The sequence below is a fragment of the Microlunatus sp. Gsoil 973 genome (genome assembly GCF_009707365.1).
Classification (GTDB): domain Bacteria; phylum Actinomycetota; class Actinomycetes; order Propionibacteriales; family Propionibacteriaceae; genus Microlunatus.
Genome location: NZ_CP046122.1, coordinates 2,371,459 through 2,393,949 on the forward strand (window position 1 = coordinate 2,371,459; position 22,491 = coordinate 2,393,949).

Annotated in this window: 22 protein-coding genes and 1 pseudogene; 11 read left to right on the plus strand and 12 right to left on the minus strand. The window is 67.0% G+C overall.

Features of this window, described 5'->3' with window-relative positions; genetic code table 11:
• Window positions 1-192: 192 nt before the first annotated feature.
• From GJV80_RS11130 to GJV80_RS11140, 3 genes are read right to left on the minus strand one after another with little or no spacing between them, the layout of a single operon-like run.
• Window positions 193-549 (minus strand): VOC family protein, encoded by a 357-nt coding sequence (locus GJV80_RS11130; RefSeq protein ID WP_154687948.1) that lies wholly within the window; start codon window positions 547-549, stop codon window positions 193-195.
• Between the two features lie 16 nt (window positions 550-565).
• A complete protein-coding gene (locus GJV80_RS11135; RefSeq protein ID WP_195909301.1) occupies window positions 566-1,399 on the minus strand; it encodes a nucleotidyltransferase domain-containing protein in 834 nt (277 codons plus the stop codon).
• Window positions 1,400-1,409: 10 nt separating this feature from the next.
• Window positions 1,410-2,504 (minus strand): LacI family DNA-binding transcriptional regulator, encoded by a 1,095-nt coding sequence (locus GJV80_RS11140; protein WP_154687950.1) that lies wholly within the window; start codon window positions 2,502-2,504, stop codon window positions 1,410-1,412.
• A 133-nt stretch (window positions 2,505-2,637) separates the two neighbouring features.
• Here GJV80_RS11140 and GJV80_RS24545 point away from each other — a divergent pair, with 133 nt between their 5' ends.
• The 6 genes and pseudogenes from GJV80_RS24545 (at window position 2,638) to GJV80_RS11160 (ending at window position 8,323) form a co-directional block, all read left to right on the plus strand.
• Window positions 2,638-2,808, plus strand: a complete 171-nt coding sequence (locus tag GJV80_RS24545) for an FAD-dependent oxidoreductase (protein WP_255455563.1) — start codon at window positions 2,638-2,640, stop codon at window positions 2,806-2,808.
• Window positions 2,768-3,940, plus strand: a pseudogene (locus tag GJV80_RS11145) (FAD-dependent oxidoreductase); the annotation flags it as partial. The gene GJV80_RS24545 and the pseudogene GJV80_RS11145, both read left to right, overlap by 41 nt.
• An 88-nt stretch (window positions 3,941-4,028) precedes the next feature.
• Complete coding sequence (locus GJV80_RS24550) at window positions 4,029-4,283, plus strand: FAD-dependent oxidoreductase (RefSeq protein ID WP_255455576.1); 255 nt, start codon at window positions 4,029-4,031, stop codon at window positions 4,281-4,283.
• A 356-nt stretch (window positions 4,284-4,639) separates the two neighbouring features.
• On the plus strand, window positions 4,640-5,989 hold the full coding sequence (locus GJV80_RS11150) for an extracellular solute-binding protein (RefSeq protein ID WP_230208398.1): 1,350 nt from the start codon (window positions 4,640-4,642) through the stop codon (window positions 5,987-5,989).
• A gap of 193 nt (window positions 5,990-6,182) precedes the next feature.
• Window positions 6,183-7,373: an NAD-dependent epimerase/dehydratase family protein gene (locus GJV80_RS11155; protein WP_154687952.1), complete on the plus strand. Its 1,191-nt coding sequence runs from the start codon at window positions 6,183-6,185 to the stop codon at window positions 7,371-7,373.
• Window positions 7,370-8,323, plus strand: a complete 954-nt coding sequence (locus GJV80_RS11160; protein WP_230208358.1) for an NAD-dependent epimerase/dehydratase family protein — start codon at window positions 7,370-7,372, stop codon at window positions 8,321-8,323. Before GJV80_RS11155 ends, GJV80_RS11160 begins: the two co-directional genes overlap by 4 nt.
• Window positions 8,324-8,325: 2 nt before the next feature.
• On the opposite strand, the gene GJV80_RS11165 is transcribed toward GJV80_RS11160, so the two are convergent.
• The 5 genes from GJV80_RS11165 to cysD form a co-directional block, all read right to left on the minus strand.
• Window positions 8,326-8,460 (minus strand): BBE domain-containing protein, encoded by a 135-nt coding sequence (locus GJV80_RS11165; RefSeq protein WP_154687953.1) that lies wholly within the window; start codon window positions 8,458-8,460, stop codon window positions 8,326-8,328.
• A complete protein-coding gene (locus GJV80_RS11170) occupies window positions 8,460-8,765 on the minus strand; it encodes a tol-pal system YbgF family protein (protein WP_154687954.1) in 306 nt (101 codons plus the stop codon). The genes GJV80_RS11165 and GJV80_RS11170 overlap by 1 nt, the downstream gene beginning before the upstream one ends.
• Window positions 8,766-8,862: 97 nt before the next feature.
• Window positions 8,863-9,651, minus strand: a complete 789-nt coding sequence (locus GJV80_RS11175) for a phosphoadenylyl-sulfate reductase (RefSeq protein WP_154687955.1) — start codon at window positions 9,649-9,651, stop codon at window positions 8,863-8,865.
• A 76-nt stretch (window positions 9,652-9,727) separates the two neighbouring features.
• Window positions 9,728-11,014, minus strand: a complete 1,287-nt coding sequence (gene cysN, locus GJV80_RS11180) for a sulfate adenylyltransferase subunit CysN (RefSeq protein WP_154687956.1) — start codon at window positions 11,012-11,014, stop codon at window positions 9,728-9,730.
• The gene (gene cysD, locus GJV80_RS11185; RefSeq protein ID WP_154687957.1) at window positions 11,014-11,937 is read right to left on the minus strand and encodes a sulfate adenylyltransferase subunit CysD; all 924 of its coding nucleotides are present in this window, start codon (window positions 11,935-11,937) and stop codon (window positions 11,014-11,016) included. The genes cysN and cysD overlap by 1 nt, the downstream gene beginning before the upstream one ends.
• Before the next feature lie 407 nt (window positions 11,938-12,344).
• Between cysD and GJV80_RS11190 the strand changes: the two genes are divergently transcribed.
• The 5 genes from GJV80_RS11190 (at window position 12,345) to GJV80_RS11210 (ending at window position 18,254) form a co-directional block, all read left to right on the plus strand.
• Window positions 12,345-13,232 (plus strand): carbohydrate ABC transporter permease, encoded by an 888-nt coding sequence (locus GJV80_RS11190; protein ID WP_154687958.1) that lies wholly within the window; start codon window positions 12,345-12,347, stop codon window positions 13,230-13,232.
• Window positions 13,232-14,095, plus strand: coding sequence for a carbohydrate ABC transporter permease (locus GJV80_RS11195; protein WP_154687959.1), 864 nt, complete (start codon window positions 13,232-13,234; stop codon window positions 14,093-14,095). The genes GJV80_RS11190 and GJV80_RS11195 overlap by 1 nt, the downstream gene beginning before the upstream one ends.
• Window positions 14,096-14,206: 111 nt before the next feature.
• Complete coding sequence (locus GJV80_RS11200; RefSeq protein WP_154687960.1) at window positions 14,207-15,586, plus strand: sugar ABC transporter substrate-binding protein; 1,380 nt, start codon at window positions 14,207-14,209, stop codon at window positions 15,584-15,586.
• A gap of 893 nt (window positions 15,587-16,479) precedes the next feature.
• A complete protein-coding gene (locus GJV80_RS11205; protein WP_195909302.1) occupies window positions 16,480-17,331 on the plus strand; it encodes a metallophosphoesterase in 852 nt (283 codons plus the stop codon).
• Between the two features lie 89 nt (window positions 17,332-17,420).
• A complete protein-coding gene (locus tag GJV80_RS11210) occupies window positions 17,421-18,254 on the plus strand; it encodes an endonuclease/exonuclease/phosphatase family protein (RefSeq protein WP_154687962.1) in 834 nt (277 codons plus the stop codon).
• 18 nt (window positions 18,255-18,272) lie between these two features.
• On the opposite strand, the gene GJV80_RS11215 is transcribed toward GJV80_RS11210, so the two are convergent.
• From GJV80_RS11215 to GJV80_RS11230, 4 genes are all read right to left on the minus strand, one after another.
• Complete coding sequence (locus tag GJV80_RS11215; protein ID WP_154687963.1) at window positions 18,273-18,761, minus strand: hypothetical protein; 489 nt, start codon at window positions 18,759-18,761, stop codon at window positions 18,273-18,275.
• Between the two features lie 125 nt (window positions 18,762-18,886).
• Window positions 18,887-19,783 (minus strand): aminoglycoside phosphotransferase family protein, encoded by an 897-nt coding sequence (locus GJV80_RS11220; RefSeq protein WP_230208359.1) that lies wholly within the window; start codon window positions 19,781-19,783, stop codon window positions 18,887-18,889.
• A complete protein-coding gene (locus GJV80_RS11225; RefSeq protein WP_154687964.1) occupies window positions 19,780-21,195 on the minus strand; it encodes an acyl-CoA synthetase in 1,416 nt (471 codons plus the stop codon). The genes GJV80_RS11220 and GJV80_RS11225 overlap by 4 nt, the downstream gene beginning before the upstream one ends.
• A 28-nt stretch (window positions 21,196-21,223) precedes the next feature.
• Entirely contained in the window at window positions 21,224-22,423 is a 1,200-nt protein-coding gene (locus tag GJV80_RS11230; protein WP_154687965.1) for a S1C family serine protease, read from the minus strand.
• Window positions 22,424-22,491 lie beyond the last annotated feature (68 nt).

Here is a 22,491-nt window from a genome sequence, read left to right on the forward strand (position 1 = left end):
GCAGCCTCCGCGGCCGTCGCCTCGACCGCGTCGGCGCGCGCCTGCGGCACCTTGACCACCAGATCACGACCGAGACGATCTGTGGCTGCGTACACAGCGGACCGCGTTCCACCGGCGAGTCGCTCGCCGAGGGTGAGCTTCCAGTATCGTGCAGCGTTCGTGAGCTGTTGGTCCGGTGCGTCCATGGCGAGCTCAGTAGTACTGGACGAGGCAGAACTCGTTGCCCTCCGGATCGCGCATGATCACCACGACGCCCTCGTCGTAGTCATGGCGCTCGCCGGTCGGCGATCCACCCAGTTCGATCACCCGGGCGATTCCGCGATCGATGTCGTCCACCGAGACGTCGAGATGCAACCGCACTTTGCCCTTCCTGGGTTCGGAAACCGGTTGGAAGCTGATCTCCGGCAGCGCATCCTGGCGACCGATCCGTGCCCACCCGGGCAGCGGATCCTCATCGGTGGCGAGCCCGAGGAGCGTACCCCAGAAGGAAGCCAGTCGGTGCGGATCGGTGCAGTCGATGGTCACCCCGACCCAACGGTTGGCTGCCATGATCATCGCACCTTGATCATGAGCGGCCGATGGTGCGGGCCAGATGGTCCTGTACCGCGGCCGCCAGCTCCTCCGGATACTGGGCTCCGACGCGTTCGACAGCGGCCCGGCCGTGGGTCGCCATCGCATCGCAGAGCCACAGCCCTGCTGCCACCAGACTTTCCGGGTCCGCCCGGTATGCAGGCACGGCCTGCAGGATCCTGCGCTGCTCCTCGGTCAGTTGGCTGTTGAACCTTTTCGCGCCCATCGGCGGCAGTGGCTGATTGCTTTCGATGAGAAGGTCGAGCAGCAGCCGTGCGGCCAGGTCGACCCCGGATCGAGCCACTAGGAAGTCCTTACGGTCGTTGATCATGGCCGGGGAGATCGACTGGACCCGCCAGAACTCCGAGACCAGGTTGTTGATCTTGTCCCGATCCGGACCGGGACCGTCCACCTGGTCCGGGATGCCGGCGTTCAGACCGTCGCGGTCGAAGACCGCGACCCTCGTTCGGAACGGGGAATCTGCCAGCGCACCCACCCGCTCGGCGACCACATCGAGTCGACACATCTGTGGAGTGAGCGAGGTGACGATCAGAACCGCGGCCGCCGGGATCCGCTTGGCGAGCAAGGTCGGGGTTGCCGTCGCCAGCCACTCCTGCCACTCGGCGGCGAACGTTTCGTAGGCGTCGTCGTCGACCGCGAGCAGCAGATCGAGGTCGGAACCGCCGTCTGCGTTGCCGCGGGCGAGCGATCCGGACAGCCAGAGCCCTCGGATCCGTTCATCGGGCTCGCAGACGGCGAGCACCTGTCGGTACAGCTGGTGATAGGTCTCGGGCAACGGAGCCAGGGCGTCCTCGACAGTCAGCGTCACCGAACCGAGGTTAGTGCAGCGATGAACGCGGCCGCGCCAGGGTTTTGCCCTCCTGCAGGCCGCACGGCAGGGTGACCCGGATCGGCGTGCGGGCACCGGGCTGCAACAACTCCAGCAGGATCGAGACGGCCTGCCGGCCCATCTCCCGTCGCGGGATCTCCAACTGGGCAAGGCCGGTCTGCTCGCTGGGCAACGGCGGGACGGCGAGCGACACCAGCGACAGATCCCGGGGGACCTCAAGTCCGGCGTTGACCGCTGCATCCCGGATGAGGCTCGCGTCGGCGCTTCGTTCGGCGACCACCGCAGTGCATCCCGTCCGCTGCAGTTCGGTGATCAATTCCGTGGGACCGTCGACCGGCTGCGCCCTGTCGGTGTCGCCGCGGTGTCCGCCGAGCGAGTATCGCGGACGGTGGTCCTCGGCTATTCCCAGTTCTCGACATGCGTCCAGGAAGCCCGGACGTCGCGCCGGGACGGGCTCGGCCTCGCCGGCGACCTGGACCAACGCGATCCGCCGGTGTCCGAGAGCGTGCAGCCGACGGACGATGGCGCTGGTGCCACCTCGGTAGTCGGCTGCGACGAAGGACAGATCCACGCCGGCCGGGCGTCGCTGTCCGATGTAGACGAACGGGTAGCCCTCCTGCGTCATCCGGGTGAGCTCGTCGACGTCCTCACCGGCCCCGACCAGCACCGCGCCGTCGGCCAGCTGCAGGTTGTTGACGCCGCCGGCGTAGACCGACCTGTGTCCTTGATCGTTCCGGGCGCCGGTGATCATCAGCAGGTTGTAGCCCAGTTGCTCGGCCGCCTCCTCGACACCGGTCAGGAAGTCGTGGTAGAAATCCCTGCTCTCGTAGGGAAAGACCGGCTGATAGGTGAAGACCCCGATCAGCCGATTGGTGCCCCGGGCCAGGTTGCGTGCCGCCAGATTGGGCACGTAGCCGAGTTCCCGGACGGCGGCCCAGACCCGCTGTCGGGTTGCCTCACTGACCCGGATGGAACCGTAGTCCCGGCCGTTGATCACCGATGACACGATCCCGGTCGACACATCCGCACGGCGCGCGACATCGGCCTGCGATACCCGCCGGGGCTCACGGCGCGGTCTTGCCAACGGGGGTCCTTTCGCGGGATCCGACGCGTGTGCCGCGCTCGGATCCCCTCTGGCGGGGTCTTGACGCAGCCTACCTCCCTGGCTAGTTTGAGCGCATTACGTAAAACGTTTTATCACGGAGGACACGAGCTGCATGGCGAACCAACCGCAGGAACGACGGACCGACGTGCTGGTGGTCGGCGGTGGACTCGGTGGTGTCGCCGCCGCGCTGGCCGCTCTCCGGACCGACTGCCGAGTGGTGCTGACCGAGGACTCGGAATGGCTTGGCGGGCAGCTCACCTCACAGGCCGTCCCCCCCGGATGAGCATCCGTGGATCGCCGAACAGGGAGCGACTGCCAGCTATCACGACCTCCGGAACCGGATCCGCAGCTACTACGTCCGCAACTATCCGCTCACCGAGGAAGCGGCGGCCGATCCGCTGCTCAACCCCGGGGGTGGCGGTGTCAGCCGGCTCTGCCACGAGCCGCGGGTGGCGGTCGCCGTGATCGACGAACTTCTGGCCCCCTACCGGTCCGATGCCCGGCTCACTGTGCTGACCCGGCATCGGCCGGTCGCCGCCTCGGCCGATGGAGACCGGGTCAGCGCAGTCACGCTCCGCGATCACCGATCGGGACTCGAAACCACGATCACCGCGGCGTACGTGATCGACGCCACCGAGCTCGGTGACCTGCTCCCGTTGGCCGGGGTGGAACATGTCATCGGTTCGGAGAGCCGCACCGAGACGGGCGAGCTGCACGCCGTCGAAGGACCGGCGCAACCTCTCGATCAACAGTCATTCACCTGGTGCTTCGCTCTGGATTACCAGCCGGACGGCGACTTCACCATCGACCGACCGGAGACGTACGACTACTGGCGCAGCTACCAGCCCGACTTCTGGCCCCGCCCGTTGCTCGGCTGGGACGACGTCGACCCGATCTCCCTGGAACCGCGCCACCGCGAGATCTTCGCTCGCCCGGACTCCTACTGCGGCGCGGTGTCGAACGATTTCTGGCACTACCGCCGGATCTTCACCGTGCGGCATCACCGCCCCGGCCGGTACGCCAGCGACGTCACCCTGGTGAACTGGCCGCAGATCGACTACATGGACGGCCCCATCCTCGGCGTCGATGAGGCCGTCCGTGATCGTCACCTCGAAGCCTCCCGGCAGCAGAGCCTGTCCTTCCTGCACTGGATGCAGACCGAGGCGCCCCGGCTCGACGGTGGCGCCGGATACCCCGGATTGCGTCCCCGCGGGGATCTGCTGGGCAGCAGTGATGATCTCGCGCTCCGGCCCTACATCCGGGAGTCCCGGCGCATCCTGGCCGAGTTCACGGTCCTGGAGGAACATGTCGGAGTCGAGGCGAGGCAGGCATCCGGGCTACCTGACGGCTCGGTGATCTTCAACGACTCGGTCGGCGTCGGCTCCTACCGGATCGACCTGCATCCCAGCAGCAGCGCCACCGGATCCGGACCGGGTCGGACCTATATCGACGTGTCGAACTATCCGTTCCAGATCCCCCCTCGGTGCGCTGATTCCTCGACGCATGGAGAACCTGCTGGCCGGGAACAAGAACATCGGCACCACGCATATCACCAACGGCTGCTACCGGCTGCACCCGGTCGAGTGGAACATCGGCGAAGCCGCCGGGGCACTGGCCGGGTACGCCATCCGCACCGGCGATCCACCGCGGGCTGTCCGCAACGATGCCAAGCTGCTGGCCGACTTCCAGCAGCTGCTCATCGACACCCTCGGCTTCCAGCTGGGGTGGCCGGACGACATCCGCACCACCAGGCGCTGACCCCACGCGGCGCCAGCGACACAAGGAAGTGCCCGCCCATGACGTCCCCCGTGATCACCACCTCTCCCGTCTCCCACCAAGAATTCTCCCGGCGCCGGTTCCTGGGATCCGCCGGCGCCCTCGCGACCGCAGCGATCGCCGGCGGCGGCCTGGCCGGCTGCACGGATCCGACCACCAAGACCAACACCGCCGCCCGCAACGTCGTGGCGACACTGCCGACGTACGCGCCGGTCGACCTGGTCGAGCCCGACCTGCGGGGCGACCAGGTACTGATGCCCGGCTACTACACCTATCCCAGAGACCCTCGACCGGCCTTCGACAAGTCACCGGCCGAAGGGCTGGACTCGATCTCGATCATGTACACGACATTCCTGCCCACGCCGCCCGGTCCGAGCCGGAACGCCTTCTACGCCAGGTTGCAGCAGCGCATCGGCTGTCAGCTCAAGATCAGCTTCATACCGGCGTCGGACTACGGCACCAAGTTCCAGACCATGATCGCCGGAAATGATCTTCCGGACGTCTGCAACTTTCCGCTGCCGACCCCTGACCAGCCCCGGGTCATGGACAAGCTGTTCGCCGATCTCGGCCCCTACCTGGCCGGAGACAAGGCCATGGACTTCCCCTACCTGGCCAATCTGCCCACGGCGTCCTGGAAACCGACCGTGGCCAACGGCACCGTGTACGCCGTGCCGCAGCCCCGCGCCCTGTCCGGAACGGCCATGTACGCCCGGTTGGATTTGATCACGCAGGTCGGCGCCAACCCCCAGCCGGGCAGCTACGACGACTTCCTCGAACTGCTCACGGCGGTGACCGACGCCAAGGCCCAGCGCTGGGCCTTCGGCAACCCGACCAACATGGTGACCCATCTGCAGATGATGTTGGGAGCACCGAACAACTGGAGCGAGGAAGGTGGAAAGTTCGTCAGCTCGTTCGGTGACGAACGCAGTACCGAAGCCGTGGCCCGGACTGCGGAGATGGTCAGGAAGGGCCTGTTCCATCCGGACTCATCGTCATTGGAGTACACGCGGATCCGGGAGCTGTTCTTCGCCGGCCGACTGGCATTGACCAGTGACGGATACGCCGGCTGGGATCTCTTCGTACGAGAGTTGGGTGGCGGACCCGAGGCGACAGCGAAACTCGGACTGGTCGTCGAACCGAAGGCCGAAGGCGGCGGCGACGCCAGGCACTTCTCCGGTACCGGCTTCCAGGGTTTGACGGTGATCAAAAAGGGTCTGGGCGAAGAGCGGACCCGGAAGGTGCTCGATGTCCTCAACTACCTGGCCACGCCGATCGGCTCCCGTGAGCACTTGGAGCGCAAGTACGGCGTCAAGGGGATCGACTACACCATCCAGGACGGGCTGCCGACGCTGACCGATCGCGGAAACCGCGAGTTCATGGATGTGCAGTACGTCGCGGACTCCCAGACGATCATCGGCCCCGGGGTGAAGGAAGGCGTGGACTACCAGTACACGTGGCATCAGCGCGTCACGAAGGACCTGGTCCCCGATCCGAGCATCGGCCTCTATTCCGACACCTACAGCCGCAAGGGCGCTGCGCTCAACAAGATGCTCGGCGACGCCCGCCTGGACGTCATCTTCGCCCGGAAGCCGCTGACACACCTGCAGGAGACGTACGCCGCCTGGCGCGAGAAGGGCGGCGACGCCATCGCCGCCGAGTACGCCGAGTCGAAGACGGCGGGACGCTGAAGGAACCCCCAAGAGTTGCCACAGACCCTGCCTCGGCGCCGGGGTGGCTTTGCGTTGTGGGCGCGCTCCGCGGGTATGCTCCCACGGTGTCGTGACGGCGGCGCGAGTTCTTCCTGCGCCTTGTTGGGGTCGTACCAGGTGACAGCGCCGACACACGTGGCAACGAGAGTCGGAAACGAAAGTTGGGTACGGCGTGCGCGTATTGATCCTGGGGGGCGACGGCTTCTGTGGCTGGCCGACGGCCCTGCACCTGTCCGACCGCGGACACGATGTCGTGATCGTCGACAATCTGTCCCGGCGGAACATCGACAACGAGCTCGAAGTCAGCTCCCTGACTCCGATCGAGCCGCTGGGCCGGCGTTTGCAGGCCTGGAAGGATGTCAGCGGCACGACGATCCCGTTCTACCGCTTCGATGTCGCCCAGCACTACCACCGGCTGCTGTCCCTGCTGGAGGAGTTCACGCCCGACGCGGTGGTCCACTTCGCCGAACAGCGGGCGGCGCCGTACTCGATGAAGAGCTCCTGGCACAAGCGCTACACCGTCAACAACAACCTCAACGCCACCAACAACCTGCTGGCCGCGGTGGTCGAGGCCGACCTGGACACCCACATCGTGCACCTGGGCACGATGGGCGTCTACGGCTACGGCACCGCCGGAATGAAGATCCCCGAGGGCTACCTGCGGGTCAAGCTGGAGACCCCCGAAGGTCTGGTCGACCAGGAGATCCTCTACCCGCCGAACCCGGGCAGCATCTACCACATGACCAAGACCCAGGATCAGCTGCTGTTCGCCTATTACGCCAAGAACGACAAGCTGCGGATCACCGACCTGCACCAGGGCATCGTCTGGGGCACCCAGACCGCCCAGACCAAACTGGACGACCGGCTGATCAACCGGTTCGACTACGACGGCGACTACGGCACCGTGCTCAACCGGTTCCTGATGCAGGCCGCCCTGGAATACCCGTTGACCGTGCACGGCACCGGCGGCCAGACCCGGGCCTTCATCAACATTCAAGACACCGTGCGCTGTATCGAACTGGCCGTGGACAACCCGCCGCAACGCGGCGAACGGGTACAGATCCTGAACCAGATGACCGAAACCCACCGGGTCAGCGACCTGGCCAAACTGGTCTCGGTGCTCACCGGCGCCGAGATCGAATACGTGCCCAACCCGCGCAACGAGGACCAGGAGAACGAGCTCTACGTCGAGAACCGGCAACTGCTCAACCTCGGCCTTGACCCGATCACCCTGGCCGACGGCCTGCTCCAGGAAGTCACCGAGATCGCCCGCAAATACCGCGACCGCTGCGACCTGGACAAGATCCCCGCCCGATCCACCTGGACCCACCACCAAAAGCCCGGAGAGCCGAACGCCAAGTGACCGACAACAGCGGGGTGGGCGCCGGCCGCCGGATCCTGGTCACCGGCGGTGCCGGATTCATCGGAGCCAACCTGGTACGCCGGCTCCTGGGCGACGGCTGGAGCGTACGGGTCGTCGATCTCCTCGTCACCGGGCGCAAGGAGTATCTCGACGGCCTCGACGTGGAGTTCGTCGCCGGTGACATCCGAACACCGGAGGTGGTGGCCGACGCGTTGACCGGCATCGACGCGGTCGCCCACCTGGCCGCCTCCGGTTCGGTCGTCCAGTCGGTGGCCGATCCGGCAGCGAACTTCTCCACCAACGCCATCGGCACCTTCACCGTGCTGGATCAGGCCCGACGGGCGGGTGTCGGAAGGCTGGTCTTCTCCTCCACCGGCGGTGCGTTGATCGGCGACGCCACGCCGCCGGTCGACGAGCGGTCGGTGCCCCGTCCGATCTCCCCGTACGGCGCCAGCAAGATGGTCGGCGAGGCCTACGGCCACGCCTTCGCCAAGTCCTACGGGCTGCACACCGTCTCGACCCGCTTCGCCAACGTCTACGGTCCCTACAGCGGGCACAAGGGCGGCGCGATCACCGTCTTCTTCAAGGCCCTGCACTCCGGGGAACCACTGGTCATCTACGGCGACGGCAAGGCGTCTCGCGACTACCTGTACGTCGACGACATCTGCGCCGGCATCCAACTCGGCCTGACCGCCGACGTACCGGCGGGCAGCGTCTACCACCTGGCCAGCGGTGTGGAGACCACCGTGACCCAGCTGGCCGATGCCTGCCGCCGGGTGGTCGGCAAGCCCGATCATCCGATCGAGTTCCGGCCGCCCCGTCCCGGCGAGGTGAACCGCAACTTCGCCAGTTACGACCTGGCCAAGGCCGAACTGGGCTTCAGTCCGACGGTCGAACTCGACGAGGGCCTGGCCCGCACCTGGGACTGGTACCTGGCGCACGTCCTCTAGCGTCAGCCACGCTTCATCGGCGGGACGTTCTGGTTGCGCCGGAACACATTGTCGGGGTCGTATCGCGCCTTCAGCTCGGCCAACCGGTCGGCGTTGGCGCCATAGCAGGCTCGCGCGGCTTCCGGCCCTTCATCCATCAGGAAGTTGGCATAACAACCGGACAGTGCGTAGCGCTGCAGGGCGTCACGGAATCCTGTTGACCCTGTACCGGGACCTTCCGGATGCGGCGACGGCGCAGTTCGAGCCGGTAGGCCCGCTCCAGGTTGCGGATCGCATTCGCCGTCTCGCCGAGCCACCACAACGTGTCTCCCAGCCCCAGCAGCGCCTCCGCGGTCGCGTCCCGCTCGACCAGCGATTCGAAGGCGCGGCGGGCTCGCGTCCAGTCGCCCGCTTCGACTGCAGCACGGGCGACGTCGGCGAGCCGATCCCGCTCAGCCCCCATACCGACACGGTACGGCGACAGACCGCTCCTGCACAGCGGCCGGGGTTGCGATTCCGAGGTCAGCAGACCGGCGACTTCGGCCGCCGGCCAGGAGCTGCTACTGGTCCTTCGGCAGGCTGATGAAGCTGCCGCCGGTCAGATTCAGCGAGGTGCTGCCGACGCCGGGTCCGGTCGACGGCTCGTCCAGGTGGAGGCCGCATTCGTCCTTGCCGGATCCGGCCCAGCGGCCGGCCCGCGGCGACTCCCCCGGCCGCACCTTCCGAGTGCACGGGGCACAACCGATCGACGGATACCCCTGGGCAAGCAACGGATGGGTGATCACGTCGTGCTCGGCGACATACCGGTCGACCTGCTCCTGGGTCCAGGCCGCCAGCGGGTTGATCTTGACCATGCCCCGGTTGTCGTCCCAATCGACGACCCCGATCGTCCGCCGGCTCAGCGTCTCGTCACGCCGGATCCCGGACGCCCAGGCGACGTAGGGCTGCAACGCCCGCCGCAACGGCTCGACCTTCCGCAGCGTGCAGCAGGCATCCGGGTCGCGGTCGTGCAGCCGGGCACCGAAGAGTACGTCCTGCTCGGCCACCGACTGCCGCGGTTCGATCACCCGGACATTGACCGGGTAACGCTCCCGGACCCGGTCCAACGTCGCCACCGTCTCGGCAAAGTGATAGCCCGTATCCAGGAACACCACATCCGTCCCGGGCCGGATCCGGGCCGCCATGTCGATCAGCACCGCGCTCTCCATCGAGGACGTCAGACACATCCGATCCTCGAAGGTGCCCAGCGCCCAGGCCAGGATCTCCTCCGGCTGAGCGGCCTCCAGATCAACCCGCGCATCCGCGGCCAGTGCCGCGTACTTGCCCCGAAGCTCCGGTTCGACCGCCACACCGCCTCCTCGCGCCGTACGTCTGGTCCAGCTCCTGATGCAGTACCCCGGCCGACCGCCGACAAAAGGAAGGGGGTCAGCCGTTGATCATGCCCGCGCCGACGGTAACACCGGTCGCCTCGTCGATCAGGATGAACGAGCCGGTGGTGCGGTTACGTTCGTAGGGGTCGACCATCAGCGGCTGGGTGACCCGCAGCTGCACCCGGCCGATCTCGTTCAGTCCCAGCTCCCCGATCGTCTGGTCCCGATGCAGGGTGTTGACGTCCAACCGGTACTGGACGTTCTTCACCAGCGCCCGCGCCGTCCTGGTGGTGTGCTTGATCGCCAGTTTCGCCCTGGGACGCAACGGAGCGGTGGTCATCCAGCACACCATCGCGTCGACGTCCTGGGTCTGCTCCGGCATGTTCTTGGTGCGGCAGATCATGTCGCCGCGCGACACGTCGATGTCGTCGGACAGCCGCACCACCACCGACATCGGCGCGAACGCCTCGTCGATCTGCTGGTCGAACATGTCGATCGCCTCGATCGTCGAAGTCATGCCGCTGGGCAGCACCATCACCTCGTCACCCGGCTTCAGGACGCCGCCGGCCACCTGGCCCGCGTAACCCCTGTAGTCGTGGAACTGGTCGGACTTGGGCCGGATCACGTACTGCACCGGGAACCGGACGTCGCGCAGTTCCCGGTCCGAGGCGATGTGCAGATGCTCCAGGTGGTGGATCAGCGACGGGCCCTCGTACCACGGCATCTTGTCCGAACGGGTCACCACGTTGTCGCCCTGCAGCGCCGAGATCGGGATGACCTGCAGGTCGGGGATGTTCAGCCGGCTGGCGAAGGTGGTGAACTCCTCATCGATCTTCTCGAAGGTCTTCTGGTCGTAGTCGACCAGGTCCATCTTGTTGACCGCCAGCACCAGGTGCGGCACCCGGAGCAGCGACAGCAGGACCGCGTGCCGCCGGGACTGCTCGGTCAGGCCCTGCCGGGCGTCGACCAGGACCAGGCCGAGATCGGCGGTGGATGCGCCGGTGACCATGTTCCGGGTGTACTGAACGTGACCGGGCGTGTCGGCGATGATGAACTTGCGTCGCGGTGTCGCGAAGTAGCGGTAGGCGACGTCGATGGTGATGCCCTGCTCCCGCTCCGACCGCAGCCCGTCGGTGAGCAGCGCCAGGTCGGTGTAGTCGTAGCCGCGGGACTGACTGGTCGCCTCGACGGCCTCCAGCTGATCCTCGAAGATCGCCTTGGAGTCCAGCAGCAGGCGACCGATCAGCGTCGACTTGCCGTCATCGACCGATCCGGCGGTGGCGAACCGCAGCAGGTCCGCATCACGCTGGACAACCGGCGTGTTCTGGTTGGCGCTGGTCATCAGAAGTAGCCTTCCTTCTTCCGGTCCTCCATCGCAGCCTCGGAGAATCGATCGTCGCCGCGGGTGGCGCCGCGTTCGGTCACCCGGGCGATGGCGATCTCGGCGATGATCTTCTCGAGCGTGTCGGCATCGGACTCGACGCAACCGGTCAGCGTCATGTCGCCGACGGTGCGGAAGCGGACCAGCCGTTCCTCGACGGTCTCGCCTTCCCGCGGCTGCACGTGGTCGGATTCGGAGAGCAGCATGCCATCGCGCGGAATGACCCGGCGGCGGTGGGCGAAGTAGATCGCCGGGATCTCGATCTGTTCCCTCGCGATGTAGTTCCAGATGTCGAGTTCGGTCCAGTTGGACAGCGGGAAGACGCGCATGTGCTCGCCCTCGTGCAACCGGCCGTTGTAGAGCGCCCAGAGTTCCGGACGCTGGTTCTTCGGATCCCACTGGCCGAACTCGTCGCGGTGGGAGTAGATGCGCTCCTTGGCGCGAGCCTTCTCCTCGTCGCGCCGGCCACCGCCGAAGGCCGCCGTGAAGCCCTCCTCCTCGATGACGTTGAGCAGGGTTCCGATCTGCAGCCGGTTGCGGCTGGTCCTGCCGTCGTCGACCACGATGCCATTCTTGATCGCGTCTTCGACAGAAGCGATGACAAGTCGCACGCCCAGCCGGTTGACCCAGTTGTCACGGGTTGCCAGCACCTCGGGGAAGTCATAGCCGGTGTCGACCTGAAGCACCGGAAAGGGCAGCTTCGCCGGGAAGAACGCCTTCTCGGCCAGCCGCATCATGACGATGGAGTCCTTGCCGCCGGAGAACATCAGCACCGGCTTCTCGAACTCCGCCGCAGCCTCCCGGAAGATGTGGATGGACTCAGCCTCGAGCTGGTCGAGTTGGCTGACCCGATAGTCCGCATGGGTGGACGACGGTGTTGACATCGGTATAGCTAGCTCCCTGGTCAGTCCCGATCTTCGAATGGCGACGGCTGCGACGCTCGCACGTGAGCGTACCTGACAGACCCCGGACGCACGGTGTTGTCCGCCGGCCGGGACCGACCCTACGGCCGGAGCGCCACATCCCACTCAGCGTGCCAGATACCTCCCCCAAAGACCTATCCGCCGCTCCGGAGAGCCGGGCCGCAGTCCAGCGACCAGCCGGGTGACCGCGCGCGAGGTCAAAAAGTTTCTTCTGATTCAGAATTTCAGAAGAATTTCACTAGACGGGATGCTTGACCGGAGCTGTACCGAACCGACACCGACCGGCATCGGGGTCCGCGGCGTTCAGGTTCGGATCGGGTTAGATATTCCTGCCACCCGACCACGAACGAGACGGGAACCAACCAGGGATGACCAGCCGGAGCCGTACGCTGCGACGGGCAGCCGTCAGTTACGGGTTGCTGGCTCCCAGCCTGATCGGGATCGGGCTCTTCCTCATCGTGCCGGTCCTGGTTGCGGTCGCGGTCAGCTTCGAGTCCTGGAACATCATCTCCCCGCCGAAGTGGCTGGGCCCGCAGAACTATCTGTCGGTCCTCACCGATCCCGACGTCTGGCACTCGTTCCTGGTGACTGCCCAGTACACGCTGCTGGTCATCCCCGCCCAGACACTGCTCGGCCTCGGGCTGGCGGTGCTGTTGTCCAAGCGGCTGCCCGGGACGCCGGTGTTCCGAGTGATCTTCGCGCTGCCCTGGATCTGCGCGCCGCTCACGCTGGGCGTGGTGTGGAAATGGGTCTTCGCACCCACCGGCGGCCTGCTGAACGCCATCATCGGTACCCGGATCGAGTGGTTGACGAGCTTCACCCTGGCGCTGCCCGCGGTCTCCTTCGTCAGCGTCTGGACCCAGACGGGCTATGTCGCGCTGTTCTATCTCGCCGGGCTCAGCGGGGTACCCGCCGACATCCAGGACGCGGCCCGCGTGGACGGCGCCGGAGAGATCGGGGTCTTCTGGCGGATCACCATGCCGCTGCTGCGTCCGACGACCTTCTTCGTGCTGGCCACCAGCATCATCTCCTCCTTCCAGGTCTTCGACACGGTGTACGCGATGACCGGCGGCGGCCCGGGTGCGCCAGGTCGGACCGACGTGATCGCCCACCGGATCTACTCGCTGGCCTTCGAGGACCTGGATCTGGGCAAGGCGTCGGCGCTGTCGGTGCTGCTGATGATCGGGCTGATCGTGGTCACCGTGCTGCAGCAGGTCTACTTCCGCCGTCGGATCACCTACGAGGTGGCGAGCTGATGGCGACCGCCCGGACGCTGACCCGATCGCGCAACCCGTTCCGACGGACGGGCTCGGCTCTGATCATCTACGCACTGCTGATCTTCGGTGCGCTGATCATCGTGACGCCGTTCTTGTTGAGCTTCGTCACGGCACTCAAGACGCCGGAACAGTTCTCCAACACCTCGACGCTGAGTCTGCCCGCACCACTGTCCTGGCAGAACTTCGGGGAACTGTTCGGCGCCCAGCACAACTTCATCTCACCGATCGCCGTCACGGTGCAGATGACCGTTGTGATCCTGGTCGTCCAGCTGAGCTGTTCCATCCTGGCCGCGTACGCGTTCGCCCGGGTCAGCTTCCCGGGTCGGGACATCATCTTCTGGGCCTATCTGGCAACGATGATGATCCCGGCGGTGACCACCATCGTCCCGCTGTACGGGATGTTCACCGCCGCCGGGCTGCGGAACACCTTCTGGGCCCTGGTGCTGCCCACACTGTTCGGCTCGCCGTACGCGATCTTCCTGCTCCGTGAATACTTCCGGGGCGTCCCCGATGATCTGGAGGCGGCCGCCCTAATCGACGGTTGCGGCACGCTGCGGGTGCTCTGGTACGTGGTCATCCCTTATTCGCGACCGATAATCGCAACCCTGACTGTGATCACCGTCGTCAGTCACTGGAACAACTTCCTGTGGCCGCGGGTGATCACCTCCGGACCGGACTGGGCCGTGCTGACGGTCGCGACGGCCGGCCTGCAGAGCCAGTACAACGGCAACTGGACGTTGGTGATGGCCGCCACCAGCGTCGCCCTGCTCCCGCTGATCGTGATCTATTTGATCTTCCAACGCCAGATCGTCAACTCGATCTCGATCGGCGGATTCAAGTGAAGCGTCGGATGGGCCCCATGCGACACTCGGGGCACTCCCCGGCACCACGGCCCGTCCGGGCACCACGTCCCCATCCCTGGCAAGCACTTCTGGTCACAAAGGTAGGAAACGATGACTGATTCCACGTCCTTCAGCCGACGGAAGGCCCTGGCACTGCTCGGTGCCGGCGCGGGCGGCGCAGTGCTCGCGGCCTGCTCACCCAATCAGCAACGGGAGCAGAACACGAGCGGCGGCGGGAGCACCGGAGCGGCCAAGACGACCATCGGCTTCCGGCTCTGGGACGATCAGGTCGCCAAGGCGTACGAGACGTCCTTCGCCGAGTTCACCAAGCAGAACCCGGACATCACGGTCAAGATCAATCTCGTTCCGTGGCAGAACTACTGGGACCAACTGCCGGTCGATGTCGGGAGCGGCACCATCGACGACCTGTTCTGGACCAACTCGCTGAACTACCAGCAGTACGCCGACGCCGGCAAGATCAGCGACGTCGGCACTCTGCTGGGCGCTGTGGACGACGCCTGGCAGAAGTCGGTCGTCCAGCAGTACACCTACCAGGACAAGCTCTGGGGTGTGCCGCAGATCGCCGATGCCAACGGCATCTTCTACAACAAGTCGATCCTGTCCGACAGCAACCCGCGGCTGCTGTCCGGGATCGGCAAGCTGCGGTGGCGGCCGGGCGGCGGTTCCGGTGACACGCTGCTGCCGGCGCTCCGGCAACTGACCGTTGACAGCAACGGCAAGACTGCGGCCGATCCGGGCTTCGATCCGAAGAAGATCAAGACCTACGGCTACAACGCCGCCTACGACCTACAGGCGATCTACTTCCCATTCATCGGGTCCAACGGCGGACGGTGGCAGGCCGACGGATCGAACAAGTTCGTCTTCGGCAGCGACCCGAAGACCGTCGAGGCGTTCAGCTACATCGTCGACCTGATCAACAAGCACCACGTCGCGCCGTCCGCGGCCGACACGAACGACAACGGCGACTTCAGCCGCGACCAGTTCCTGCAGGGTCACATGGCGATCTTCCAGTCCGGCACCTACAACCTGGCCAACGTCGCCGACGGTGCCAAGTTCGACTGGGCCATCGCGCGGAACCCGGCCGGGGCGGCGGGCAGCTTCGGGGTTGCCAGCGGAGTGATCGTGGCCGCGAGTGCCGCCACCAAGAGCGCCGACGCGGTGAAGAAGCTGCTGACCTGGCTCGGGTCTGCCGACGGCAACAAGTTCATCGGCGAGTCCGGCTCGGCGCTGCCGGCGGTGACCACGGCCCAGTCGTCCTGGGTGGACTTCTGGAAGGCCAAGAACGTCGACGTTCAGCCGTTCGTCGACGCCGCCGCGGGCAAAACGATCCAGGCACCACGCGGCACCGGGGGCAGCGGATCCTCCGACGCGTACGATCCGATCCTCAAGGAGATCTTCCTGGGCCGTACCCCGGTCAAATCCGGTCTGGCCGAGGCCGAACAGAAGGCGAACGCCGCGATCGGCAAGTAGTCCCCGCACCAGTTGCCCGTCCCCTCCCTGCGCCAGTTCCCCGCCCGCACCACTTCCTCGGCCCCGCACCAGTTCGCCGGCCCCGCACCAGTTCGCCCGCCCCCGCACCAGTTCGCCCGCCCCCGCACCAGTTGGTCGGCCCCGCACCAGTTCGCCAGGCGCCGCACCAGTTGGTCGGCCCCGCACCAGCTGCAACGGGTGCGCCGCCGAGTAGGTGGTGCGGGATCGGGCAAGGGGCGCGTCGTCGAGCAAGCGGTGCGAAGCCACGGCCGTACGCGGAGCCGCCGACGCCGGTTCCCCGCACCAGTTGGTCGGCGCCGCACCAGTTCGCCGGCGCCGCACCAGTTCGCCGGCGCCGCACCGGCTGCAACGGGTGCGCCGCCGAGCAGGTGGTGCGGGATCGAGCAAGGGGCGCGTCGTCGAGCAGGCGGTGCGAAGCCACGGCCGTACGCGGAAGCCGCTGACGCCAGTGCCGCAGCAGTTGGTCGGCCCCGCACCAGTTGGTCGGCCACGCACCAGTTGGTCGGCCCCGCACCAGTTGGTCGGCCCCGCACCAGCTGCAACGGGTGCGCCGTCGAGCAAGCGGTGCGCCGTCGAGCAAGCGGTGCGCCGTCGAGCAAGCGGTGCGGCGTCAAGCAAGCGGTGCGGCGTCAAGCAAGCGGTGCGCCGTCGAGCAAGCGGTGCGCCGTCGAGCAAGCGGTGCGCCGTCGAGCAAGCGGTGCGCCGTCGAGCAAGCGGTGCGCCGTCGAGCAAGCGGTGCGCCGTCGAGCAAGCGGTGCGAAGCTGCCGGCGCCCGCGCCGGTGCGTTCGGCCTCGGTGTTCATCGACAACTTTCTCCAACCGCCTCGTGTCAACCCTTGCCCGGATCGGTCGATCTCCGTGAGACTCGGACGGTGACCGATCCGATCTTCAGCTTCGGCCTGTTGGCCGACGTCCAGTACGCCGACGACGACACCCACGAGGGGCTCGATCGTCATTTCCGGGCGTCGATCAGCAAGTTGCAGAAGGCCGTCGCGGAGTTCAACCGACATGATCTTGCCTTCGTCGTCCATCTGGGCGACCTGGTCGATCACGATCTGGAGAACGCGACACCGGTGCTGGAGATCATGGCGGGTTCGGTCGCACCCGTCCACCAGGTGCTCGGCAACCATGACTTCGCCTCGTCGTGGTCACCGACAGGGCGGAGCGATTCGGCTGCGTTGATCAAGGCGTACGGAATGCAGGCTGCCTACTACGCGATCGCTCAGCCGGGATGGCGGTTCCTGGTCCTGGACACCAATGAGGTCGGCGTCATCGCGCACCCGCCCGGCAGCACCGAGGCGTCCGAGGGTGAGGAACTGCTGGCGCGCGTGAAGAGCCAGGGACGGCGCAACGCCAACCCCTGGAACGGCACGATCGGCCGGGCGCAGCGAAGCTGGCTGGCCGACCAGCTGGAACAGGCGGCAGCCGACGGCCTGCGCGCCGCGATCTTCGCCCACCATCCGGTCTTCCCCGATCATCACGACAACCTGCTCGATGATCATGAACTCCTGGATTGGCTGGCCGGCTTCGATGCACTGAAAGTCTGGTTCGGCGGCCACCAGCATGCCGGTGGGTACGGCCTCTACCGCGACGTCCATGTCCTGACCCTCAATGCGGTGGTGCAGTCGACGACCAACGCCTTTGCGGTTGCCAACGTCCACCAGGACCGGATCGTCATCACCGGGCACGGCAGGCAACCGTCCTACGAACTGGTGATCAACTGATCATCCGACTGACCATCCGACGGCCCAATCCGTCCCCCGGACCCCATCCCCTGATTCGATCCCGAGTCCATTCCCCGGAAGGAACGCAGATGTTTCGCAGATTGTTCTCGGCACTCGCCCTCACCACTGCCATGCTGACGGTGATGACCACAGCGACCATGACTGGCACAGCGAACGCCGCAGCGTCGTCGACACGAGTCTTCGACGTGATGAGCTTCAACATCCACCACGCCGAAGGAACCGACGGCGTTCTGGACGTCGCCCGGATCGCCGACGTGATCCGGAACAGCGGCGCCGACGTGGTCGGATTGCAGGAGGTCGATCGTCACTACTCCGACCGCAGCGAGTGGGCTGACCAGCCCGCGGAACTGGCCGCGCTGTTGGGCTGGCACGTGGTCTTCGGCGCGAACATCGACCAGGACCCTCCGGTCGGCAGCACCGACCGGATCCAGTACGGCACCGCGATCCTCTCCCGGTACGCCATCACGTCCTGGGACAACACCTACCTCTACAACACGCCCGGCCAGGAGCAGCGAGGGCTCCTTCATGCCCGACTCGACGTCCGCGGTGCCTCGGTGGACTTCTACTGCACACATCTGGCGGCCAGTTCACAGACCGACCGCCTGCAACAGGCATCCCAGATCGTCGATCTGATCGGCGACCAGGATCCCGCAATCCTCGTCGGGGATATGAACGCCACCCCGGATGCACCGGAGATCAAGACCCTCTCCACGGCGTTCGACGACGCCTGGATCGCGGCGGGACAGGGACCGGACAGCACCTACCCGTCGGAAGCCCCGGCCAAGCGCATCGACATGATCTTCGAAACCCCGAGCGTCAGGTCGACCCAGACCCGGGGCTGGCGCAACCAACCGGTCGCTTCCGATCATCTGCCGGTGCTCACTCGAGTCGTCGTCGGCTGACCCTGGACGCTGTTGGGTTCAGACAAGATCGTCAACCGACAACACGCGCACCGAGTTCGCCGTCGCCAGATGGATCGGCCACACCCTCAGGTCGAACGCCTTCTGCCGGCGCGCCCGGTCCACGGCCGCCAGTATGGCGTTGGCACGCTGCCGGTCGGCCGCGGTGACGCTCCCCGGGCCGGGCCGGCTCAACGCCAGGGCGACACTCGCCGCACCCATCGATGCCGGTTCAGCCAGGATGATCATCAGGTTCTGCAGCGCCGCCGGCTCGAGTGCCTGCGGAAGATCATCGATCGGCACGACAACCGGGAGTTGGCGGCCGTCGGCGTCGTACCAGACGATCCACAGTGTTGTCCGCTGGAACCCGCCGTCGCCCAGCAGGGAACGCCACCGACGCCGGACGTCCTCGTCGTTGCGGACAGGCGGCGCCTCCTCAGGACGTTGCAGGGGTGGGACGGGATCGGGGTCGGGCCGGCGACGGGGACCAGGCCGAGCAGAATGCGTCATAACGGGTGATCATGACTGATCTCGGTCGTCCGCTGGGCCGGCCGGGTCGCTCCCTGTGGACAACGAATCGGTCGGCGGCAGCGACGAATGTGACCCGCCAGGCTTGCTGCCGCTGCAGCGCAACGTCAGCGGACAGCCGCGATCAGCCGAGCACAGCGGACCGGATCCTCGGTCAGCCCGTTGCGCAGCCCCCACAACCAGTAGTCGACGGTCCGGAAGATCACTGCCGTCCTGGCATGGTCACGCGACAGGCCGGCGGCGTCGCCGATGATGACAAGCTGGGCGATGATCGTGCGGTCATCGGGCATCTCGTCCAGCCGCCACCACAGGCTGCGCGCCAGGTCGTAACCGATGTCACCGCGGAGCAGCATCGGGTCGACGACCAGCCACGGCTCGCGGGTCCCGGCAAGGACCTGATCATGATGGAGATCGCCGTTGACCGCGACATCGTCACCGACGCCGGTCAGTGACCGCCCCGCCATGACGGCGTCGGTCAGCACCGCCCGGTCGAAGGGTCTGCCGGTTTCGGTCCAATCGCGTTCCAGCTCGTCCAGTCGTCGGCTGATGATCAGGTTCGTGCTCGGTACGTCATGATCATCGACCGGTACCGCAAGCCTGCCCATGATCTGGCCGAGAATCTCTGCCGCCGGTTCGAGATCAACCTGGCGAAGTGTCCGGTCGCCGTCCAACCGTTCCAACAATGACGCGCCGGCCTCCGGGTCTGCCGCGTACTGCCGCACGGTTCCGCGGCCGTTCCAGAAGTCCAGTGCGGCCAACTCGTCGCGGGTACGCTCGTCCGGCGGCGCGAGCCGGAGCACGTACGGCTCACCCTGGCGACGGACCGGTAGTGCCAGGGCATTGCTTCCGTGCCACGGCGTCCCGTCCGGGGTCAGGTCCCACATCTCACACTGCCGACGGATCCGTTGTGGCAGCGAGTCCAACCACGCCGTGCCCTCGGTCCACCAGCGAGGCTGGTCCCGAAACGTCTGCGGAACGATCGAACCGGTCATCCGGCGTGTCACTGCAGCAGGGTCTTCTGGATCTTGCCCATGGCGTTGCGCGGCAGCTGCTCGGTCCGGCGGATCTCCCGCGGACGCTTGTGCACCGACAGTTGCGTGGCCACCCAGTTGATCACGTCGTTCTCGTCGACCCGATCACCGACCACGTAGGCGACGATCCGCTGGCCGAGATCGGGATCCGGTACGCCGACCACCGCGGCCTCGTCGATGCCCGGGTAGTCCAGCAGCACCGCCTCGATCTCACCGGCGCCGACCCGGTAACCGCCGGACTTGATCAGATCCATCGTCGCCCGGCCGACGATCCGATGCTGGTTCTGACCATCCTTGGCCGCGACGTCGCCGGTCCGGAACCACCCGTCGTCGGTGAAGGATGCGGCGGTCGCCTCCGGCCGGTTGAGATAGCCGTCGAAGATCGTTGCGCCACGGACCTGCAGGTCGCCGATGGTCTCGCCGTCGCCGGGCACCGGGTTTCCTTGCTCGTCGAGGATCCGGGCCTGGACGCCGGAGATCGGTTCGCCCACCCAGCCGGCCCGCCGTTCATGATCGACTCGAGCGGCCAGGGTGATCAGCGTCTCCGTCATTCCGTAACGTTCGACCGGCCCCTGGCCGGCGAGTTGTCGCACATCCCGGAAGACGGTCGGCGGCAGACCGGAGCTGCCGGAGACCAGTAGCCGGGCGGCGGAGAGCGCACGACAGGCGTCCGGCGCGGCCGCGATCCGGCTCCACACGGTCGGGACTCCGAAGAACATCGATCCGCCGGCTGCCGCTGCGGCGGCGTACAGCTCGGGCCGGGGACGCCCGGTGTGGATCAGCGAACCGCCGATCCGGAGCGGGGCGACCAGGCCGAGCACCAACCCGTGTACGTGAAACAGCGGCAGTCCCTGCACCAGCACGTCCTCCGGCGTCCACTGCCACGCCCGGGCCAGGCCGTCGACCTGTGCGGCCAGCGCACGTCGCGGGATCAACGCTCCCTTGGGTGCCCCGGTGGTGCCCGAGGTGTACATGATCAACGCCGTACTGTCCGGGTCCGGCTCGTGCGGAGGCGTTCCGGTTGCCGTCGGATCGACGACCAGCGTCGGCAAGCTGTCGGACAGATCATCGAGACGGTCACCAAGCCAGAGTCGGGCGCCGGAATCGGTCAGGATGTGCTGCCGCTCCCGCGGCCCGGCGTCCGGCGGCACGGGCACTGCCGGGACTCCGGCCTGCAGACAGCCCAGGAACCCGATGACCGTACGGATGGATGGTGTGGCGTGGATCGCGACCGGGCTCGTGCGGTCGACCCGTTCGGCAACCTGCGCGGCGACGGCCGCGGACGCTGCGTACAGCTGGTCGCGGCCGATCGACTCACCGTCGATGGTGATGGCCGGGCGGGCGGCATCGCCGGTCCGGTCGGTCGTGGTCGGGAACAGCAGCATGCCGCCATCCTGCCCGACCGCCGGCGGTTCAGTTCACCGGGCTGGATCCCAGCGTGACCGTGGCCGACTGCTGCAGACCGTCTTCGTCGACCCAGCCGACCGTGATCCGGTCGCCCGGCTGGTGGCCGGACAACGCCTCGGTGAGATCGGCGGCGGAGCCGATCGAGGTCGTTCCGAGCCGGGTGATCACGTCGCCCTGCTCCAGCCCGGCCCGCTCGGCCGCCGTGCCGCTCCCGACGCCGGCAATCGCGGCGCCGGCGGGACTGCCGAAGGATTCCTGGAACGGATCAGGGTTTCCCCAGCCGCCGTTTCCGCCCCACGCATCGCCACCGGACGTGGCAGCTCCGCCGGACGTCGCGTCGGTGACCTGGACGCCGAGGTAGGCGCGCGGACCGATCCGCACCCCGGCCGTCTCGTGGCCGGCTTGGATCTGCCCGACGATGCCCAAGGCGGTGCTGATCGGGATCGCATAGCTCTGCGTCGGCCCGCCGCTGGAGGCCGCCGCATCGATGCCGGTGACCTCGTTCTCGGAGTCGAACAACGGGCCCCCGGAGTCGCCGGGCTGTACCTCGGCGTCGGTCTGGATCAGGCCGGTCAACGTCTCCCCGGACACCGTGTCCTCAGCCTGCGTCGTGATCTGCTGGTTCAGGGCAGTGACCTCGCCGGCCGCTCGGGTCAGGACGCCGGTACCGCCGGCATTGCCGACCGCCGTCACGTCATCGCCGACGCGCAGCGCGTCGTCGTCGATCGCCGCGGTCGCCAGTCCCGAGGCACCGTTGAGTTGCAGCAGTGCGACGTCGGCGGTCTTGTCGGCTCCCAGGACGGTCGCAGTGTACGTCCTACCGGTCGTCGGCGAGCTGACCTCGATGGCGGTCGATCCTTCGACTACGTGGTAGTTGGTGACCACCTTTCCTGACGCGCTGAGCACGATGCCGGTACCGGCGGCGCCGGAACCGGTGTAGAGCTCGGTGTTGATCAGCACGACGCCGCGGGACTGTGCCGCTGTCGCCGGAACGCCGGTGCGGCTGCTGGTGGCGGTGTCGCTGTCGTACCACTGGCCCGGGTCGCCGTGTCCGGACCAGTCGACAAGATCAGCTGCTCGCGCCGCCTGAGCCGGTCCGAGGACCAGGCCGATCGCGAGTACGCCGGCACCGATTCCGGCACCGACACGGCGAAGCCGACCGCTGCCGCTCCGTCGGTCCCGTTGTGTTGATCGCTGTCCGGGCATTTCGCCTCCTGGTTCGACGTTGCAGTGTCACCCAGGAAAGCCTGTCCGGTTGAGGAGCGACCCTGTTC

What these genes read in the sequence shown, in the direction of transcription:
- GJV80_RS11165 (WP_154687953.1), bottom strand. Translation starts at nt 8,460, where the DNA reads ATGGATGAAGGGCCGGAAGCCGCGCGAGCCTGCTATGGCGCCAACGCC.
- GJV80_RS24550 (WP_255455576.1), top strand. Translation starts at nt 4,029, where the DNA reads ATGGAGAACCTGCTGGCCGGGAACAAGAACATCGGCACCACGCATATC.
- GJV80_RS11225 (WP_154687964.1), bottom strand. Translation starts at nt 21,195, where the DNA reads ATGCTGCTGTTCCCGACCACGACCGACCGGACCGGCGATGCCGCCCGC.
- cysN (WP_154687956.1), bottom strand. Translation starts at nt 11,014, where the DNA reads ATGACCAGCGCCAACCAGAACACGCCGGTTGTCCAGCGTGATGCGGAC.
- GJV80_RS11170 (WP_154687954.1), bottom strand. Translation starts at nt 8,765, where the DNA reads ATGGGGGCTGAGCGGGATCGGCTCGCCGACGTCGCCCGTGCTGCAGTC.
- GJV80_RS11195 (WP_154687959.1), top strand. Translation starts at nt 13,232, where the DNA reads ATGGCGACCGCCCGGACGCTGACCCGATCGCGCAACCCGTTCCGACGG.
- GJV80_RS11130 (WP_154687948.1), bottom strand. Translation starts at nt 549, where the DNA reads ATGGCAGCCAACCGTTGGGTCGGGGTGACCATCGACTGCACCGATCCG.
- GJV80_RS11230 (WP_154687965.1), bottom strand. Translation starts at nt 22,423, where the DNA reads ATGCCCGGACAGCGATCAACACAACGGGACCGACGGAGCGGCAGCGGT.
- GJV80_RS11150 (WP_230208398.1), top strand. Translation starts at nt 4,640, where the DNA reads ATGTACACGACATTCCTGCCCACGCCGCCCGGTCCGAGCCGGAACGCC.
- cysD (WP_154687957.1), bottom strand. Translation starts at nt 11,937, where the DNA reads ATGTCAACACCGTCGTCCACCCATGCGGACTATCGGGTCAGCCAACTC.
- GJV80_RS24545 (WP_255455563.1), top strand. Translation starts at nt 2,638, where the DNA reads ATGGCGAACCAACCGCAGGAACGACGGACCGACGTGCTGGTGGTCGGC.
- GJV80_RS11215 (WP_154687963.1), bottom strand. Translation starts at nt 18,761, where the DNA reads ATGACGCATTCTGCTCGGCCTGGTCCCCGTCGCCGGCCCGACCCCGAT.
- GJV80_RS11190 (WP_154687958.1), top strand. Translation starts at nt 12,345, where the DNA reads ATGACCAGCCGGAGCCGTACGCTGCGACGGGCAGCCGTCAGTTACGGG.
- GJV80_RS11200 (WP_154687960.1), top strand. Translation starts at nt 14,207, where the DNA reads ATGACTGATTCCACGTCCTTCAGCCGACGGAAGGCCCTGGCACTGCTC.
- GJV80_RS11210 (WP_154687962.1), top strand. Translation starts at nt 17,421, where the DNA reads ATGTTTCGCAGATTGTTCTCGGCACTCGCCCTCACCACTGCCATGCTG.